Here is a 16,328-nt window from a genome sequence, read left to right on the forward strand (position 1 = left end):
TTGCGAGACGGGCGGCGTGCGGGTCACGCCGCCGTCCGCCGCTCCTGCGCAAAGCGTACCAGCGCGGCGAAGCGATAAAGGCCGTGCACGAATTTGCCGTAGGGCATGGTGATGAACAACGCGAACACGGCACCGAGATGCAGCGCGAGCAGCGATCCCATCGCGGCGGTTTCGCGCAGCACCAGCAACAGCATGCCGGTGAGGCCGGTCAGGAACAGCATGGCGATGAAGCCGACGTCCATGCCGTAGCTGAACTCGTCGAGCAGCGCGGGGTCGCGCCGCATCCTGGCGGCGAACAGGCCGATGGGCCCGACGATCAGGCCGATGCCGCCGAGCGTGCCCAGCACCACCGGCAGGTCCCACCACGGATACGGCGCCTCGCGGCCGAGCAGATAGTGATAGAGCGTCGCCACCGACGTCGCTGCAAAGCAGAGCAGGAAGCCGTAGAAGGTCAGGTGGTGATAGAGCTTGCGCCGGTCGGTCGGCTTGTCGTCCTCGTTGTAACAGCCGACGCCGCCGCCATGGAGGTAGCGCAGCTCGCCGGCGTCGCGGACCGCCTGAAAGATCGAGCCGCCATTGGCGCGGCCGCCGATCGGTGTGCCGATGTCGCGCCAGAAGGCGCGCACGCTCATGACGAGTGCGAGGATCGCGTAGAGGAATGCGGCGCCAAACAGCGCGACCATCGCGTTGTGCGGCATCAGCTTGTAGAAGGCGCCGGGGCCGGTATGCACGCCGAACAGCACGCTGCGGTCGTTCACGGCCACAAAGCCGAGGATGAAGGCAGCCATGCTGAGCGCGGCGGTGATGCTGATGACGAGGCCGTTGCGCGCAAATGTGCCGGAGAGCGCCCGCGGCCAGGCATAGGCCGCATAGGACTCCGCGCGCGCAACCGCCAGCGTCTTCGGGACGTTGACGTTGAATTCGTGAGGCGGCGAGAACTGGCAGTCGACATAGCAGGCGCCGCAGGAATGGCAGAGATTGGCGAGGTAGTTGAGATCGCCGTCCGAGAAGGCGCGGCGCATCTCCATGGCCGGAAACACCGCGCACAGGCCCTCGCAATAGCGGCAGGAATTGCAGACCGTCATCAGACGGTCGGCTTCGTCCAAAATTCTAGTTCCGTGCATGTTTCGCCGCTTCCCGTCCTGCGATCCGCCCGAAAACGCTGCCGATGGTCATGCCCATGCCGGCCGCATAACCCTTGCCGAGCACATTGCCGGCCATGATCTCGCCGGCCGCGAACATGTTAGCGGACGGCTTGCCGTCCTTCATCAGCATTCGCGCCTCCTTGTTCACGCGCGTGCCGAGATAGGTGAAGGTGATGCCGGGCCGCACCGGATAGGCGAGAAAAGGCGGGGTCTCGATCCGGCGCGCCCAATGCGTTTTGGGCGGCGTAATGCCCTCCGTCACGCAATCATCCAGAATGGTGTGGTCGAAGGTCCCGGGCCGCACCGCGGCGTTGAACTCGGTGATGGTCTTTTCCAGCGCGACCGGATCGAGCGCGAGCTTGCCGGCGAGTTCGGCGATCGTCTGCCCGGCGATAGGCGAAAACAACGTCGGCATGAAGCTGGTCACGACGGTGGAATCGAAGATGATGTAGGCGATCTGGTCGGGCTGCGCCGCGACCAGCCGGCCCCAGATCGCGTAGCGCTTCGGCCAGATGTCCTCGCCCTCGTCGTAGAAGCGCTGGGCGTGCTTGTTGACGACGATGCCGAACACGACGGAGTCGTGCCGCGTGATGATGCCGCCGTCGAATTTCGGCGCGCGAGCATCGATCGCGACCGCATGACATTGGGTGGGATCGCCGACCTCCTGCACGCCCTTGTCGAGCAGCATCTTCAGGATGGAGCCGCGATTATACGGCGTGCCGCGGATCAGGAAGTTGTCGGCGGCCTCGCCCCAATATTGCTTCAGCCATTCGATGTTGGCCTCGAACCCGCCGGCCGCCGCAACCAGCGAGGTAGCACGGATTTCGGTCTCGCCCTCGATCGGCCGCTTCAGGCGCGCGGCGAGGAATAGGCCGTCCTCGATCACGAGATCGGTCACCTCGGCGTCGTATTCGACGGCGACGCCGAGCCGCTCGGCGGTCAGATACAGCGCGTTCAGCATGGCCCGGCCGCCGCCGAGGAAAAAAGAATTGGTGCGGCCGAGGCCGAGCGTGCCGCCCAGCGAAGGCTGCCAACGCACGCCCTGCTCCACGATCCAGTTCAGGATGTCCTTGGATTCGCGGATCATATGGCGCGCCAGCACCTCGTCGGTTTGCCCGCCGGTGACGCGCAGCAGGTCCTCCCAGAACTCCTCCTCGGTATAGGGTCCAGTCAGGATTTCGGTCGCGGCGTCATGGGCGCAGCGCATGTTGCGGGTGTGCCGGGTGTTGCCGCCGCGGTAGAATTTTGGTGCGGCCTCGAGCACCAGCACTGACGCTCCGCCGCGCCGCGCGCTGATCGCCGCGCACAGGGCCGCATTGCCGCCGCCGATCACCAGCACGTCGTATTTGCTGCTCATCCCGTCTGCCCGATGCGGCGAAGTTGGAGACATTTTTCCCGCAATCGGCCTCAATCCGCCATTGCGCACTTTTGTATACAAAGATATACATTGATGGTGCAAGCGGCGTCTCTGCATGGCAGGATGCGCGTCGAGGGATAATGGCCAGGCGTCCGGAAGGCTCAAGTGGAACGATCGCACGCGGCGGCGGCGTTGCGCTCGGCGAAGCCGTGTTCCGCTCGCTGTGCGAGGCGCTCCAGGCCGGCAGCTACCGCGCCGGCGACCGGCTGCGTGAGGAAGAGGTCGCCCGGCGGCTGAAGGTCAGTCGCACGCCGGTGCGGGAAGCGCTGGGCCGGCTCGCCGCGCGCGGCTTCGTCGCGCCTGCCGGCGGCCGCGGGCTGATCGTCCGCAATCTCGACATCTCCGAGGTGCTCGAGCTCTACGCCATGCGTGAGATCATGGAAGGCGCCGCCGCGCGCCTTGCCGCCGAGCACGCTTCTCCGCCGGAGATCGACGCGCTCCGCGATATCGAGCAGGCCTTCGTCGAGGCGAACGATGCCGCCGAAATGGCAAGGCTCAACCGTGGCTTCCACGAGACCATCTGCCGCGCGGCGCGCAACCGCTATCTCGACAACGCCTCGCGGGAATTGCAGGACTGGATCGCCCTGCTCGGCCCGACCACGTTCACGGTCACTGGCCGCCCCAGGACGAGCCATGGCGAGCATCAGGCGATCATTGCAGCCATCGCCGCGCGCGACGGCGACAAGGCCGAGCAGCTCGCTCGCGCGCATATTCGCGAGGCGCTGCGCTGCCGGCTGAAATTGTTGCAGAAGCAATAAGCCGATCGCCGACGCGATCACGCCTCGAACACACGTATCAGGAGCCAATATCCGCCGAGAAGACCGATCCCGCCGGACATGGCGTACACCAGCCCCGCCGCCCGCGCCGGCTCCTCCCGGCCGACCGCGGTCAGCCTGTCCAACAAGCCGAGCGCCGGCAACATCAGCGCGACGATCGCGATCTGCCCGATCTCGACGCCGACATTGAAGGCGGCCAGCGCTGGAACGATCGCATCGGACGGCAGGCCGATCTCGCGAAGCACGCCGGCGAAGCCGAAGCCGTGGATCAGGCCGAACAGAAAAGCCACACGCCAGCGCCGGTCGACGTCGCGCGAAAAGAAGTTCTCGACCGCGACGAACACGATCGAAGCCGCAATCGCGGGCTCCACGATGCGGCTCGGGATGACCAGGATGTTCAACGCCGCCAGCGACAACGTCAACGAATGGGCGATGGTGAAGGCGGTGACGATCTTGATGACGGGAACGAGCCTGCGCGCCCACAAAACGACTGCAACCAGAAATGCGATGTGATCGTAGCCGAGGAAGATGTGCTCGATTCCGGTGACGACATAGCGCTGCATCGTCGTCCACAGCGACGGCGGCGCGGTGGAGAGCGTGACCGTCGTCGTGGTGGCATCGAGCAAGGCCTGCGCCTCGGACTTTCCTTGCGCGATCAGCGCCACCTGGCGCGCGGTCTTGTCCCGCTCGGTCAGCACCGTGGAACGATAGACGATGTCGCCGGGCGCGTTCGCGCAAGCGAAACTGGTGCGATAGATCACCCCGTCACCATCGGGCAGGATCGCGGCGTTGGGGCGCGGGCAAGCCGTGCCGCCGCCCGTCACAACCAGGTGCTTGTCGAGATAGTCGAGGATCGTGGCCCTGGCCGCTTCGACTGCGGCGGGATCGACCGCGTCCTGGCGCGCATCATAGATCCGCGAACCGACCAGGCGATCGACATCGCTGCCCTTCAGTCCCAGTTCGACGCTCACCGTGCGATCGCCGGCCAGCGCCACGCGCGCCGTCACGAGGTTGATCTGATGCGCCTCGGCCGGCAGGCAGAGCAGGACCTGAAGCCACAGCAACAGTGGCCACCTCATGATCGCGCCCCCATCGCCTTCAAGCCAGCACATCCGCCACGACCGCCTTCAGAACATCCCGCACGCCGGTGGGCTTCATCCGCACCTGCAAGCCGCGCTGGCCACCGTTGAGATAGACGAGATCATGCGCAAGCGCGCTCTGCTCGATCACGGTGCGCACAGGCTTGCGCTGCCCGAACGGGCTGATGCCGCCGACCTTGTAGCCGGTGACGCGCTCGGCCTCGGGCGGCTTCATCATCTGCGCCGACTTGCCGCTCGCCGCCGCCGCCAGCTTCTTCATCGAGACTTCCTGGTCGGACGGCACGACCACGCAGACCGGCTTGCCGTCGACCAGCGCCATCAGCGTCTTCAGGACGCGCGCCGGGTCCTCGCCGAGCGCGGCCGCCGCCTGGAGCCCGATGCTCTCGGCGTCGGGATCATAGTCATAGGTGTGAACGGTGAAGGCAACACCGGCGGCCGCGAGTGCGCGTGTGGCGGGGGTGACTTTGGACATGGACGGTATTTACCACCGTCATTGCGAGGAGCGAAGCAACGAAGCATCGACTGTGTGGGACAACCTAGCACCGCAATAGCTGTCATCGCCCGGCTTGACCGGGCGATCCAGTATTCCGCAACGTCTGCGATTGAACCGAAAGGCCGCGGTGTACTGGATTCCCCGCCGTCGCGGGGAATGACACCCGTTTTGTGGCAAGCCTCGTGCGCGATGACGAGGCATCCCCTTATTCCGCGGCGTCCCGCATCTCGGCGCGCTCGGCCCGCGCTGCGCAGAACTTGAACTCCGGGATCTTGCCGAACGGGTCCAGCGCCGGGTTGGTGAGCAGGTTCGCCGCCGCCTCGGCGTAGCAGAACGGCATGAACACCATGTTCTCCGGCACGTCGCGGTCGGAGCGGACCTTGACCTCGACGGCGCCGCGGCGGGTCTCCAGGCGAATGAAATCGCCGGGCACCAGCTTCTTGTTGCGCATGTCCTTTGGCGACATGAACGCGACCGCCTCGGGCTCGATCTGGTCGAGCACCTGGGCGCGGCGCGTCATCGAGCCGGTGTGCCAGTGCTCCAGCACGCGGCCGGTCGAGAGCACCATCGGATATTCGTCGTCGGGAATCTCGTCCGGCGGGATGACCTTGGCCGGCACGATCTTGCCGCGGCCGCTCGCAGTCGGGAAGCCCGTGGTGAAGATGATCTCGTTGCCGGGCTTGTTCGGATCGTCGACCGGATAGGTCACCGCGCCTTCGCGCACCAGCCGCTCCCAGGTGATGTTCTTCAGCGACGGCATCAGCTCTGCCATCTCGGTGAAGACGTCGCCGGGTCCGGCATAGTTCCACGGCAAGCCCATGCGCTTGCCGATCTCCTGGATGATCCAGAGATCCTGGCGCGCATCGCCGGGCGGCTTGATCACCTGACGCGCCAGCTGCACGCGGCGATCGGTGTTGGTGAAGGAGCCGTCCTTCTCGGCGAAGGCCGAGGCCGGCAGGATCACGTCGGCATGGAAAGCAGTCTCCGTGACGAAGAGGTCCTGCACCACGAGATGATCTAGCATTGCAAGCGCCTGGCGCGCGTGCTGCAAATCGGGATCGGACATTGCGGGATTCTCGCCCTCGATATACATGCCCTTGATCTCGCCCGCATGGATCGCGTTCATGATCTCGACCACGGTCAGGCCGCGGACGGGATCGAGATCCTGCTGCCAGAGCTTTTCGAAGCTGCCGCGCAAATCATCGCGCCCCACCGGCTGGTAGTCCGGCAGGAACATCGGGATCAGGCCGGCATCGGAAGCGCCCTGCACGTTGTTCTGGCCGCGCAGCGGATGCAGGCCGGTGCCGGGACGGCCGACCTGACCGGTGATCAGCGCGAGCGCAATCAGGCAGCGTGCATTGTCGGTGCCATGGACGTGCTGGCTGATGCCCATACCCCAGAAGATGATCGACGATTTCGCGCGCGCATAGGTGCGCGCCACCTCGCGCAAGGTCTGCGCCGGGACGCCGCAGATCGGCTCCATCTTCTCCGGCGTGAACTCCTTGATCTTCTCCTTGAGGTCCTCAAAACCCTCGGTGTAGCCGGCGATGTACTGGTCGTCGGTCAGGCCTTCGGTGATGATCGTGTTGATCATCGCGTTCAGCATCGCGACGTCGGACCCCGGCTTGAACTGCAGATGCTTGGTCGCATGCCGCGACAGCGACTGCCGGCGCGGATCCATCACGAACAGTTTTGCGCCGTTCTGCTTGACCGCGTTCTTGATGAACGTCGCCGCAACCGGATGGTTCACCGTCGGATTGGCGCCGATCACGATGATGACCTCGGCGTCCATGGCAGCAGAGAACGGTGCCGACACCGCGCCCGAGCTGAGGCCTTCGAACAGCGCCGCCACCGACGAAGCGTGACAAAGACGCGTGCAGTGGTCGACGTTGTTGGAGCCGAAGCCGGTGCGCACCAGCTTCTGGAACAGATAGGCCTCTTCGTTCGAGCCCTTGGCCGAACCGAAGCCGGCCAGCGCTTTCACGCCCTTCTCGTCGCGGATCTTGACGAGGCCCTTGGCGGCGATGTCGAGCGCTTCCTCCCAGCTCGCCTCGCGGAAATGCGTGAACGGATTGGCCGGATCGACCTGGTCGTTGGCGTCCTTCTTCGCGTTCGGCAGCCGCACCAGCGGCTTCGTCAGGCGATGCGGATGGTGGATGTAGTCGAAGCCGAAACGCCCCTTCACACAGAGGCGATTGTGATTGGCGGGGCCGTCGCGGCCTTCCGCATAGATCACCTTCTCGTCCTTGACCTCATAGGTGACCTGGCAGCCGACGCCGCAGAACGGGCAGAGCGAATCCACTTTCTTGTCGGCATAGGTGACGCGGGTCTGCTTGTCGTCGAGCATCACGGCCGGCATCAAGGCGCCGGTCGGGCAGGCCTGCACGCATTCGCCGCAGGCCACGCAGGTCGACTCGCCCATGGGATCGTCGAAGTCGAACACGATCTTGGCGCCGGCATTGCGATAGGCCATGCCGATGACGTCGTTGACCTGGACCTCACGGCAGGCGCGCACGCACAGGCCGCACTGGATGCAGGCATCGAGATTGACGCGCATCGCCGGATGGCTGGCATCAGTGGCCCAGCGCTCGGCGGCGGGAAAGCGGCTCTCGGTGACGCCAGTGGTCTCGGCCCAGTGCCAGAATTTCGACTCCGGATCGTGGCTAGTTTCGCGCGCCGGCTGGTCTGCGACCAGCAGCTCCATCACCATCTTCTGCGCAGCAGTCGCGCGAGCGCTCTCGGTCTTCACCTTCATGCCGACCGACGGCGTGCGCTTGCAGGACGCGGCGAGCACGCGCTCGCCCTCGATCTCGACCATGCAGGCGCGGCAATTGCCGTCGGGGCGATAGTCCGGCGCCGGCGAATAGCAGAGGTGCGGAATGTCGCGGCCCTGCCGCTTTGCGACCTGCCAGATGGTCTCGCCGGGCTTGGCCTCGACCTGCTTGCCATCGAGTTCGAACTTAATCTTGGTCATTCGGCCGCTTCCTTGAACTCGTCAGGGAAATATTTGATCACGGAAGACAGCGGATTCGATGCCGCCTGTCCGAGCCCGCAGATCGAGGCATCGCGCATCGCCTGGCTCAATTCTTCCAGCAAGGCACGGTTCCAGACCGGCCTTTGCATCAGCAGCGCCGCCTTCTGGGTGCCGACGCGGCACGGCGTGCACTGGCCGCAGCTCTCGTCCTCGAAGAACTTCATCAGGTTCAGTGCGGCCGACCGCACGCTGTCCTTGTGCGACAGGATCACGATCGCAGCCGAGCCGATGAAGCAGCCGTATTTCTCCAGCGTGCCGAAATCGAGCGGGATGTCGTCCATCGCTGCAGGCAAAATGCCGCCAGACGCACCGCCCGGCAGATAGGCGTAGAACTGGTGGCCGTCGGCCATGCCGCCGCAATATTCCTCGATCAGCTCGCGCACGGTGATGCCCGCGGGCGCGAGCTTCATGCCGGGATTCTTGACGCGGCCCGAGACCGAGAAGCTGCGCAGGCCGTGACGCTCGTGGCGGCCATGGCCCTTCCACCAATCGGCACCCTTCTCGACGATGTCGCGCACCCACCACAGCGTCTCGATATTGTTGATCAGCGTCGGCAGGCCGAACAGGCCAACCTGGAACGGGTAAGGCGGCTTGTGCCGGGGCAGGCCGCGCTTGCCCTCGATGCTCTCCAGCAGCGAGGATTCCTCGCCGCAGATGTAAGCGCCGGCGCCGCGCCGCAGATGCAGCGTCGGGCCGCCCGGCGGAAGCTTGGCGATCTCGCGCTGGAGGATCTCGCGCGAGGCCGGATATTCGTCGCGCAGATAGATGTAGACGTCGGAAGCCTGCACCACGTGGGCGCCGATCAGCATGCCCTCGATGAAGCGATGCGGATCGGTTTCGAGGTAATAGCGGTCCTTGAACGTGCCGGGCTCACCCTCGTCGCCGTTGATCGCCATCAGCCGCGGTCCGGGCTCGCCGAGCACGGCGCGCCATTTGCGCCCGGTGGGGAAGCCGGCGCCGCCAAGGCCGCGCAGCGAAGCGTCGTCGAGCGCTTTCAGGAGATCGTCCTTCGACAATTCGCCGGAGCGCAGACGATTGAGCAGCTTGTAGCCGCCACCGGCAACGTAGGAATCGTACTCGGTATACTTGGGCAGATGCGTATGAGTATCGCCGGCCTTTGCCGCCGCCATCACATCGGCGACGGTCGCGTGGTCGACGAAATTGTGCCCGACCTCGGCGGCCGGCGCTGTGTCGCAGCGGCCAACGCAGGGCGCGCGCACGACGCGGATGCCGGGACCTGACGCGCTCTGCAGATCTTCGAGCAGGTTCTCGCCGCCAAGCATCGCGCAGGTGAGCGAATCGCAGACGCGGATCGTCAGCGGGGGAATGTCGGGCTCGCCTTCCTTCACCACGTCGAAATGCGCGTAGAAGGTCGCCGTCTCGAACACCTCGGCGAAGGCGAGCTTCATCTCGTCGGCGAGCGCGGCCAGATGCGCCGCCGAGATCTGGTGATACTTGTCCTGGATCAGGTGCAGATATTCGATCAACAGATCGCGTCGTCGCGGCCTGTCGCCGAGCAACAGCTCGATCTCGTGCGCGGCCGTGGGATCGACCTGCCGCCCCTTGGGAGTCGCCTTGGCGCGTCGGCGTCCCTCACCGGGATGCTCGAAGGAGCGGACCTTGTGCACGTCCTCGTGGCTCATCGCTTCGTCTCGATCTCGTCCTTATCAGGACTCCACTTCTATCCCTTGGCATGCCAGATGCCAAGAAAATTATCACGCTGGCGGAAGTGGTTACGCTGCACGGCTCAACGGAGCCCAGCACGGCCCTGCGTTCTTGAGCAAGGCCGAGCCAAGCCCGAATTGGCCGGGAGATCAATAAAGGCGTCTCATGCTGCGATAGCGAAGTCCTATCGACTTCGCTTGAGGCGCGGCGGGAGCGCAAAGGCCGCCGCCGTGAACATTCCCCGTTCTACGGGGCGTCGCTCTTTTCGACCAGGAACACGATGCGCGCCTCGTTGCGCTCGGTGATCTCGACCTTGTCGCCGGTCTCGCGGATTAGATTGGGAATATCGATCACCGAGAGTGGATCGGTGCAGTGAACTTCGAGCTGGTCGCCTGCCTTGAGCGGCTTGAGCGCCTTGCGCGTCTTGAGGGCCGGCAACGGGCATTTCAGCCCGGTGAGATCGAGTGTCGTCCTGGTCATGGCCGCACCATGGCGAGGCGGAGCGGCTGCGTCAACGGCAGGAGGCGTCAGATAAGGCTGGCATAGGGCAGGAAGCCGACGTCCTGCCCCGGCTCGACATTCGTGATGTCCTCGCCGAGTTCGACGAGGCCATCGGTCTCGACCAGCGAGGATAGGAGCCCTGCCCCTTCGCGCGGGAACTTGATCGCCTCGAGCCCGCCGTCCTGCGCGCGCCGCAGCGAGGCGCGCACATATTCACGCCGGCCGGACTTCTTCTTGTAGGTGAACGCCGCGCGCAGCGGGATCGCCAAGAGCGGCTCCGGCAAGGCGCCCGCCAGCGCCAACACCGTCGGGCGCACCACGTGGACGAATGTCACGAAGCTCGCGACGGGATTGCCGGGCAGTCCGATCAGCGGTGTGCCGTCGATGATGCCCATCGCCACGGGACGACCGGGCTTGATCGCCATCCGCCACAGCACCAGCGAGCCGATGCTCTCCACCGCCGCCTTGACGTGATCCTCCTCGCCGGTCGAGACGCCTCCAGTGGTGAGGATCAGGTCATGGTCGCCTGCGACCTGCTTCAGGCCGCACGCCAGCGACGCTCGCTCATCGCGCAGAATGCCGAGATCGCTGACCTCGCAGCCGAGCCGCCGCAGCATCGCCATCAGCATGAAGCGATTGGAATCGAACAATTGCGAGGCGGCGCGCGGCTCGCCGGGCGAGGCGAGCTCGTCGCCGGTCGAAAACACGGCGACACGGATGCGCCTGACGACGTCGAGCTTCGCCAGGCCGAACGCGGCGGCAAGGGCGACGTGCTGCGGCCGCAGGCGCTGGCCGGCGCGCAGCGCGACCTGACCTTGGGGAATGTCCTCGCCTGCAGGCCGCACATTTGCGCCGGGCTTCAGCCCCGGCGGCAGCACGATCCTGCCTGAAGCATCGATGCGGACGTCCTCCTGCATGAAGACGGTCTCCGCATCCGGCGGCATCGGGGCGCCGGTGAAAATGCGCGCGGTGTGGCCGGGCTTGATCGGCGCTTGCGCAAGGCCGCCGGCCTGGATGCGGCCGTCAAGCGGGAAGGCCTGCTCTGCGCTTGCCGGTAGGTCGGCATTGCGCACGGCGTAACCGTCAACGGCGGAGTTGGTGAACGGCGGCAGCGGCAAAGGCGCGGCCACATCGCGCGCGAGCACGCGCCCGTCGGCATCGACCAGCGCCACCGTCTCGAGATCGACGATGGCGTTGACGCGCGTCGTGATGAGGTCGACGGCTTCGTCGACCGACATCATCGGGCCGCCAAAGGCAAAGCAATCGTCCGACAGTTGCGCCATGGTGCCTCGTCAGCGTGTCGCGGCGCTTCTTGCTACCGCTTCCTCGACCGGCATCGCCGCCCGTAGCATCAATGCCGCGGCGCCTTCGATATCGTCGAGATGGACAGTCGGGAGCCTCGTGTCAATCGCGACGTCGGTCGCAATCCCGGCAATTCCGGCATCGTCCGGAAACAGCAGCGGCTTGCCGTTGGCGGCACGATGCACCTCGATCTTGCGGTGCGGCTCGCGCTTGAATCCCTCGACCACGACGAGATCGACCGCAGAGAGCTTGTCGAGCAGCTCCGGCAGCCGCGGCTCCGCCGCCCCGCGCAGCTCATGCATCAGCGCCCAGCGTTTCGACGAGGCCACCAGAACCTCCGCCGCGCCGGCCTCGCGATGGCGCCAGGAATCCTTGCCGGGCACGTCGACGTCGAACTGGTGATGCGCATGCTTGATCACGGAGACGCGCAGGCCCTGCGCGTGGAAATGCGGGATCAGCCGCGTCAACAGCGTGGTCTTGCCCGCACCGCTCCAGCCTGCAAGGCCGATGACTTTCATTCCAGCTCTCTTTTCCAGCAACCAGCGCTCGCCGATGGAACCACCATCCCCTCCCCGTCATTGCGAGCGGAGCGAAGCAATCCAGACTGCCGCTGCGGAAAGATCCTGGATTGCTTCGCTGCGCTCGCAATGACGACAAGGCGGCATTTCGCTCTCTCCCCGCCATGCTTATATCGGCTTGACCCGAATGTCATGCTAACCTCGCCGCCATGATGAAGATCGACAAAGCCCCGGTGCCCCTGATCGTCCCCAATCCGGACGACCCGCGCCTGACCCAGAGCGTGACCGGCACCGACCAGACCGGCGCCAGGGTCGAGATCAAGGTGCCGATGGAGCGGCCGCTGACGCTCTATCTGAACGCGCAGGAGATCGTCACCATGATGACGATCGGCGACTATCCGGAATATCTGGCGCTCGGCTATCTGCTGAACCAGAACATGCTGAAATATAACGACGTGGTCACCGAGGTCGAGTACGACGACGACCTCCAGGTGGTCGTCGTGCGCACCTCACACCACACCAATTTCGAAGCCAAGCTGAAGAAGCGCACGCAGACCTCCGGCTGCGCGCAGGGCACCGCCTTCGGCGACCTCTTGGAGGCGGTCGAGAGCGTCGCGCTGCCCAAGGCGGAGCTGCGCACCTCCTGGCTCTACCAGATGACGCAGACCATCAACACCATGCCCTCGCTTTATCTGGAGGCCGGCGCGATCCACGGCTGTGTGCTGTGCAAGGAAGGCACCCCGCTCTGCTACACCGAGGATGTCGGCCGCCACAACGCCGTCGACAAGATCGCGGGCTGGATGTACCGCCACGGCGTCGACGCGTCCGACAAGATCCTCTACACCACGGGGCGCCTCACCTCGGAGATGGTGATCAAGACGGTGCGCATGGGCATTCCGATCCTGGTGTCGCGCTCCGGCTTCACCGCCTGGGGTGTCGATCTCGCAAGGCAGGTCGGCCTGACGCTGGTCGGACGCACCCGGGGCAAACGCTTCATCGTGCTCGCAGGCGAAGAGCGTATCGTCTACGACCAGAACCTCGCTTATGTCGAGGAGGAATCGGCCAAGCACAAGCGCAAGGGTGAAGGCGGTGACGACTGACATTTCCGCGGCGCGTGTTCCGCCGACTCTCGGCGTGCTGCTCGCCGGTGGGCTCGCGCGGCGCATGGGCGGCGGCGACAAGCCGATGCGCACCATCGGCGGCCGCACCATTCTGGAACGCGTGATCGCGCGCCTTGCGCCCCAGTGCAGCGGACTGATCCTCAACGCCAACGGCGATCCCGCCCGCTTTGCCGCGTTCAGCCTGCAGGTCGTCGCCGACGACGTGCCCGGCTTCCCCGGTCCCCTGGCCGGCATCCTCGCGGCGCTCGACTGGGCCGCGGCGAACCGGCCGCAGATCGAATGGGTGCTCAGCGCCGCCGGCGATTGCCCGTTCCTGCCGCGCGACCTCGTCGCGCAGCTGCATGAGGCGCGCGCGCGTGAGAATGCGCAGCTTGCGGTCGCAGCCTCAGGCGAGCAGTCGCATCCGGTGATCGGCCTGTGGCGCGTCGCCTTGCGCGAGGAGCTGCGCCACGCGCTCGTGGACGAAGACCTCCGCAAGATCGACCGCTGGACCGCGCGCTATCCGCTCGCAACGGTGACCTGGCCGAACGAGCCGCTCGATCCGTTCTTCAATGCCAACACGGTCGAGGACATTGCCGAGGCCGAGCGGCTGGCGGCGCTGGATGCCGCATCCTAGCGACTCTATGATTTCGGAAACTCGTTGAGGAGCTGCGCCCAGATGATCGCGAAGGCGATCAGGCCGCAAATGCCGACGGCAGTGGTGAAGCGCGGCAAACGGCCGATCGCAACCAGCACCCAGGCCGGCAGGAAGAACGTCCCGAAGACCATGCCCAGCGGAAACACCGCGAGCCATTGAAAGCCGCTGCCGTCTCCGGGCGGGACATTCGCGATGTAATGGAAGGTGTAGAGCCAGAACAGTGTGCCGGCCGCCGCGACGAGAGCAGCGATCTTGCGGAAATTGAGGGGCGTCGATGCGGTCATGACCTGGCTCATGTTCCTTGGTCGCTGCGGCGGCCTCCCAAGTTCATGACGTCTTGAACCGGACCTGGAACGGGAGCGACCACAGGTCTGGACATTCCCCGGACGAAGCCATGGCCGCCCCTCTCTTGAATACGATCTTCGAATTCGTCGATTTCGTCTTCGATCTCTCCGAGACGCTCGATCGCACGAGACAGCTGAGCAAGCCTGACATCGTCGAGGTGCCGCCGGATCCAAAGCCGCTGCCGCCCGCCGCGCGGCGCGCGCTTGCCGAGGCCGAGGATCGTGAACGCAAGCGGGAGCAGGCCGCTCAGGCGGCCAGCCGTACCGACCAGGCATCCTAGCCGTAGACCTCTCATGGCTCGAACGCCGCGTCGTGGTCCCTCGTCTATGCGGGCCGGAAGCCCGCTCGCGCGAGCGACGCGCGTACCTCGTTCGAGCCGAGTGCGTCGAGAAAAGCCTGCACTGCCGATCGTTGCTTTCGCGCACTCACCAGCGCGAAATCGTAGTGCTCTTCGGCCAGCGGAATGAAACCGAGGCCGACGGCGTGGGCGACCGGCGCAATGGTCATGCCCCAATCGGCCCGGTGCTGCGCGACGGCCGCCGCCACCGCATTGTGCGAACGCGGCTGGTTCCAATAGCCTTCCGGACGCGCGCCGCCGAGCAGCCGGTCGATCAGGATGCGCGTGCCGGCGCCTTGGTTGCGGTTGACCATGATGCAGGCGGGATCGGCGAGCGCTGCGGCAACGGCGTCCTTTGCACCAAGACCTTCGAAACGTTTGTCGTCCTTACGAAAGACGATGCCCTGCATTCGCCGCCAGCCGGCGACCAGCTCGAGTCCCTCGACGAGATAGGGCGTGTTGTAGGTCTCGCTGCGATCGTCGAACAGATGGATCGGCGCGAGATCGCATTCGCCACGCTTTGCCGCCGCCAATCCTCCGAGGCTGCCGACCGCTATCGAGCGTACGGACAGGCCGGCATGCGCCAGCTGTGCCGTGACGAGATCGAGGCCGGTGCAATGGCTGCCGACGATGACGAGATCCGGCACGCGCACATGCGGCGTGAAGAGCGTCACCTCGGTTTCGGTGCCGGCCGGCATCTGGTCGGCAAGTGCATCGATGCGAAGAAAGCCGTCTGCCTGCGCAAAGGACGTGATCGCACCAGAGCCCTTGCCGGAGGGATAGGCGATGAGGCCCTCCCTGCCCTGGACCAGCGAGACCATGACGAATTCGGTGCGGCCGAGCTCGGAGGCGATGCGCACCGGCACGGTCGCGTTCACCTTGGCATCGGAGCGCGGCGACAGTCCGGCCATCCTGCGCAGCACCGGCACGATCATGTCGTGGAAGGTGAACATCGCCGATGTTGGAAAGCCCGGCAGGATCACGACAGGCTTGCCGTCGCACACCGCAAGACACAACGGCTTGCCAGGCTTGAGCGCGACGCCATGGGCGATGATGCCGGGTGCGCCGAGCCGGCCGATGATGCGATGAGAGAGATCGCCGGCGCCTTTCGACGTGCCGCCCGACAGCACCAGCATGTCGGCTTCCGCAAGCGCGTTGCGCATGGCGGCTTCGAGCCTGGGTTCGTCGTCCGGAACGGCGCCGAGGAAGACCGCCTCGCCCCCGTTTTCGTCGATCGAGGCCGCGACGATGGCGCCATTGGTATCGTAGATCTCGGCAGGCGCGAGCACTCCGCCGGGCTGAACCAGCTCATCGCCGGTGGAGATCACGGCAACCCGCGGCCTGCGCACGATACTCACCTCGGCGATGCCGCAAGCCGCCAGCATACCGATCTCGCGCGAGCCGATGATGGTGCCGGCGCGCAGCAGCGCCTCGCCGCGCGCGATGTCGGAGCCGGCATACGAGACGAATTGCCCCGGCGAGACGGCGCGACGGACGTCTATCGCATCCTGGCCGGCCGGCTGGGTGTGCTCGACCATGACCACGGCATCGGCGCCGCGCGGCAACGGACCTCCGGTGGCGATCGCCGTTGCGGTTCCAGCCGCCACCTGCAGGGTCGGCGCGGTCCCGCAATGAACGGTCTCGCCATTCAGCGCGAGGCGCACGGGCGCGCCCTCCCCGGCCGCCGCGAGGTCGGCGGAGCGCACGGCAAAGCCGTCGACATTGGAGCGGTCGAACGGCGGCACGTCGATCGGCGCCGTGACATCTTCGGCAAGGGCCGCGCCCAGCCCGGCTGCGAGCTTCCGCATTTCGGTGCGAAGCGCGCGCGGGAACAAGGCCGCCTCGAAGCGCGCCAAGGCCTCCTCGCGCGAGAGGATCTTGAGGAACTGCTCCTGCTCGAGCGCGCTGCGGTCCGGTGATTTCGGGATCATCGTCAT

General features: G+C 65.8%; 15 protein-coding genes. 4 read left to right on the forward strand and 11 right to left on the reverse strand.

The genetic code is table 11. The annotated features are described in order from the left end of the window. Window positions 1-23: 23 nt before the first annotated feature. Together tcuB and tcuA are read right to left on the reverse strand one after the other, a co-directional pair. Complete coding sequence (gene tcuB / locus ACM43_RS05275; RefSeq protein ID WP_271538624.1) at window positions 24-1,124, reverse strand: tricarballylate utilization 4Fe-4S protein TcuB; 1,101 nt, start codon at window positions 1,122-1,124, stop codon at window positions 24-26. Beyond that, window positions 1,111-2,502 (reverse strand): FAD-dependent tricarballylate dehydrogenase TcuA, encoded by a 1,392-nt coding sequence (gene tcuA, locus ACM43_RS05280; protein WP_271538626.1) that lies wholly within the window; start codon window positions 2,500-2,502, stop codon window positions 1,111-1,113. The genes tcuB and tcuA overlap by 14 nt, the downstream gene beginning before the upstream one ends. Before the next feature lie 140 nt (window positions 2,503-2,642). Here tcuA and ACM43_RS05285 point away from each other — a divergent pair, with 140 nt between their 5' ends. After that, window positions 2,643-3,320 carry a GntR family transcriptional regulator gene (locus tag ACM43_RS05285; protein ID WP_271538628.1) on the forward strand — a complete coding sequence of 226 codons (678 nt, stop codon included), beginning with the start codon at window positions 2,643-2,645 and terminating at the stop codon, window positions 3,318-3,320. A gap of 17 nt (window positions 3,321-3,337) precedes the next feature. Here ACM43_RS05285 and ACM43_RS05290 read toward each other — a convergent pair whose 3' ends face one another. The 7 genes from ACM43_RS05290 to mobB form a co-directional block, all read right to left on the reverse strand. Next, window positions 3,338-4,417, reverse strand: a complete 1,080-nt coding sequence (locus ACM43_RS05290; RefSeq protein WP_271538630.1) for a HupE/UreJ family protein — start codon at window positions 4,415-4,417, stop codon at window positions 3,338-3,340. Between the two features lie 19 nt (window positions 4,418-4,436). Next, window positions 4,437-4,910, reverse strand: coding sequence for a Cys-tRNA(Pro) deacylase (gene ybaK, locus ACM43_RS05295; protein ID WP_157285465.1), 474 nt, complete (start codon window positions 4,908-4,910; stop codon window positions 4,437-4,439). 226 nt (window positions 4,911-5,136) lie between these two features. Further along, entirely contained in the window at window positions 5,137-7,905 is a 2,769-nt protein-coding gene (gene fdhF / locus ACM43_RS05300; RefSeq protein WP_271538634.1) for a formate dehydrogenase subunit alpha, read from the reverse strand. Beyond that, on the reverse strand, window positions 7,902-9,608 hold the full coding sequence (locus tag ACM43_RS05305) for an NADH-ubiquinone oxidoreductase-F iron-sulfur binding region domain-containing protein (protein ID WP_271538636.1): 1,707 nt from the start codon (window positions 9,606-9,608) through the stop codon (window positions 7,902-7,904). Before ACM43_RS05305 ends, fdhF begins: the two co-directional genes overlap by 4 nt. Before the next feature lie 268 nt (window positions 9,609-9,876). Further along, window positions 9,877-10,110, reverse strand: coding sequence for a sulfurtransferase TusA family protein (locus ACM43_RS05310; RefSeq protein ID WP_036011410.1), 234 nt, complete (start codon window positions 10,108-10,110; stop codon window positions 9,877-9,879). A 47-nt stretch (window positions 10,111-10,157) separates the two neighbouring features. Next, complete coding sequence (locus ACM43_RS05315) at window positions 10,158-11,414, reverse strand: molybdopterin molybdotransferase MoeA (RefSeq protein ID WP_271538638.1); 1,257 nt, start codon at window positions 11,412-11,414, stop codon at window positions 10,158-10,160. 9 nt (window positions 11,415-11,423) lie between these two features. Then, window positions 11,424-11,951: a molybdopterin-guanine dinucleotide biosynthesis protein B gene (gene mobB / locus ACM43_RS05320; protein WP_271538640.1), complete on the reverse strand. Its 528-nt coding sequence runs from the start codon at window positions 11,949-11,951 to the stop codon at window positions 11,424-11,426. A 209-nt stretch (window positions 11,952-12,160) separates the two neighbouring features. Between mobB and fdhD the strand changes: the two genes are divergently transcribed. Together fdhD and mobA are read left to right on the forward strand one after the other, a co-directional pair. Then, complete coding sequence (gene fdhD / locus ACM43_RS05325) at window positions 12,161-13,051, forward strand: formate dehydrogenase accessory sulfurtransferase FdhD (protein ID WP_036026616.1); 891 nt, start codon at window positions 12,161-12,163, stop codon at window positions 13,049-13,051. Continuing rightward, a complete protein-coding gene (mobA, locus tag ACM43_RS05330; RefSeq protein WP_271538645.1) occupies window positions 13,032-13,688 on the forward strand; it encodes a molybdenum cofactor guanylyltransferase MobA in 657 nt (218 codons plus the stop codon). The genes fdhD and mobA overlap by 20 nt, the downstream gene beginning before the upstream one ends. A 5-nt stretch (window positions 13,689-13,693) precedes the next feature. Here mobA and ACM43_RS05335 read toward each other — a convergent pair whose 3' ends face one another. After that, a complete protein-coding gene (locus tag ACM43_RS05335) occupies window positions 13,694-13,993 on the reverse strand; it encodes a hypothetical protein (RefSeq protein WP_271538647.1) in 300 nt (99 codons plus the stop codon). Between the two features lie 110 nt (window positions 13,994-14,103). Here ACM43_RS05335 and ACM43_RS05340 point away from each other — a divergent pair, with 110 nt between their 5' ends. Next, window positions 14,104-14,334, forward strand: a complete 231-nt coding sequence (locus ACM43_RS05340) for a hypothetical protein (RefSeq protein WP_271538649.1) — start codon at window positions 14,104-14,106, stop codon at window positions 14,332-14,334. Window positions 14,335-14,378: 44 nt separating this feature from the next. On the opposite strand, the gene ACM43_RS05345 is transcribed toward ACM43_RS05340, so the two are convergent. Further along, window positions 14,379-16,328, reverse strand: coding sequence for a molybdopterin biosynthesis protein (locus ACM43_RS05345; RefSeq protein ID WP_271538651.1), 1,950 nt, complete (start codon window positions 16,326-16,328; stop codon window positions 14,379-14,381).

Origin of the sequence: Bradyrhizobium sp. CCBAU 45321, assembly GCF_028128975.1 — a bacterium.
GTDB classification, from domain to species: Bacteria; Pseudomonadota; Alphaproteobacteria; order Rhizobiales; family Xanthobacteraceae; genus Bradyrhizobium; species Bradyrhizobium yuanmingense.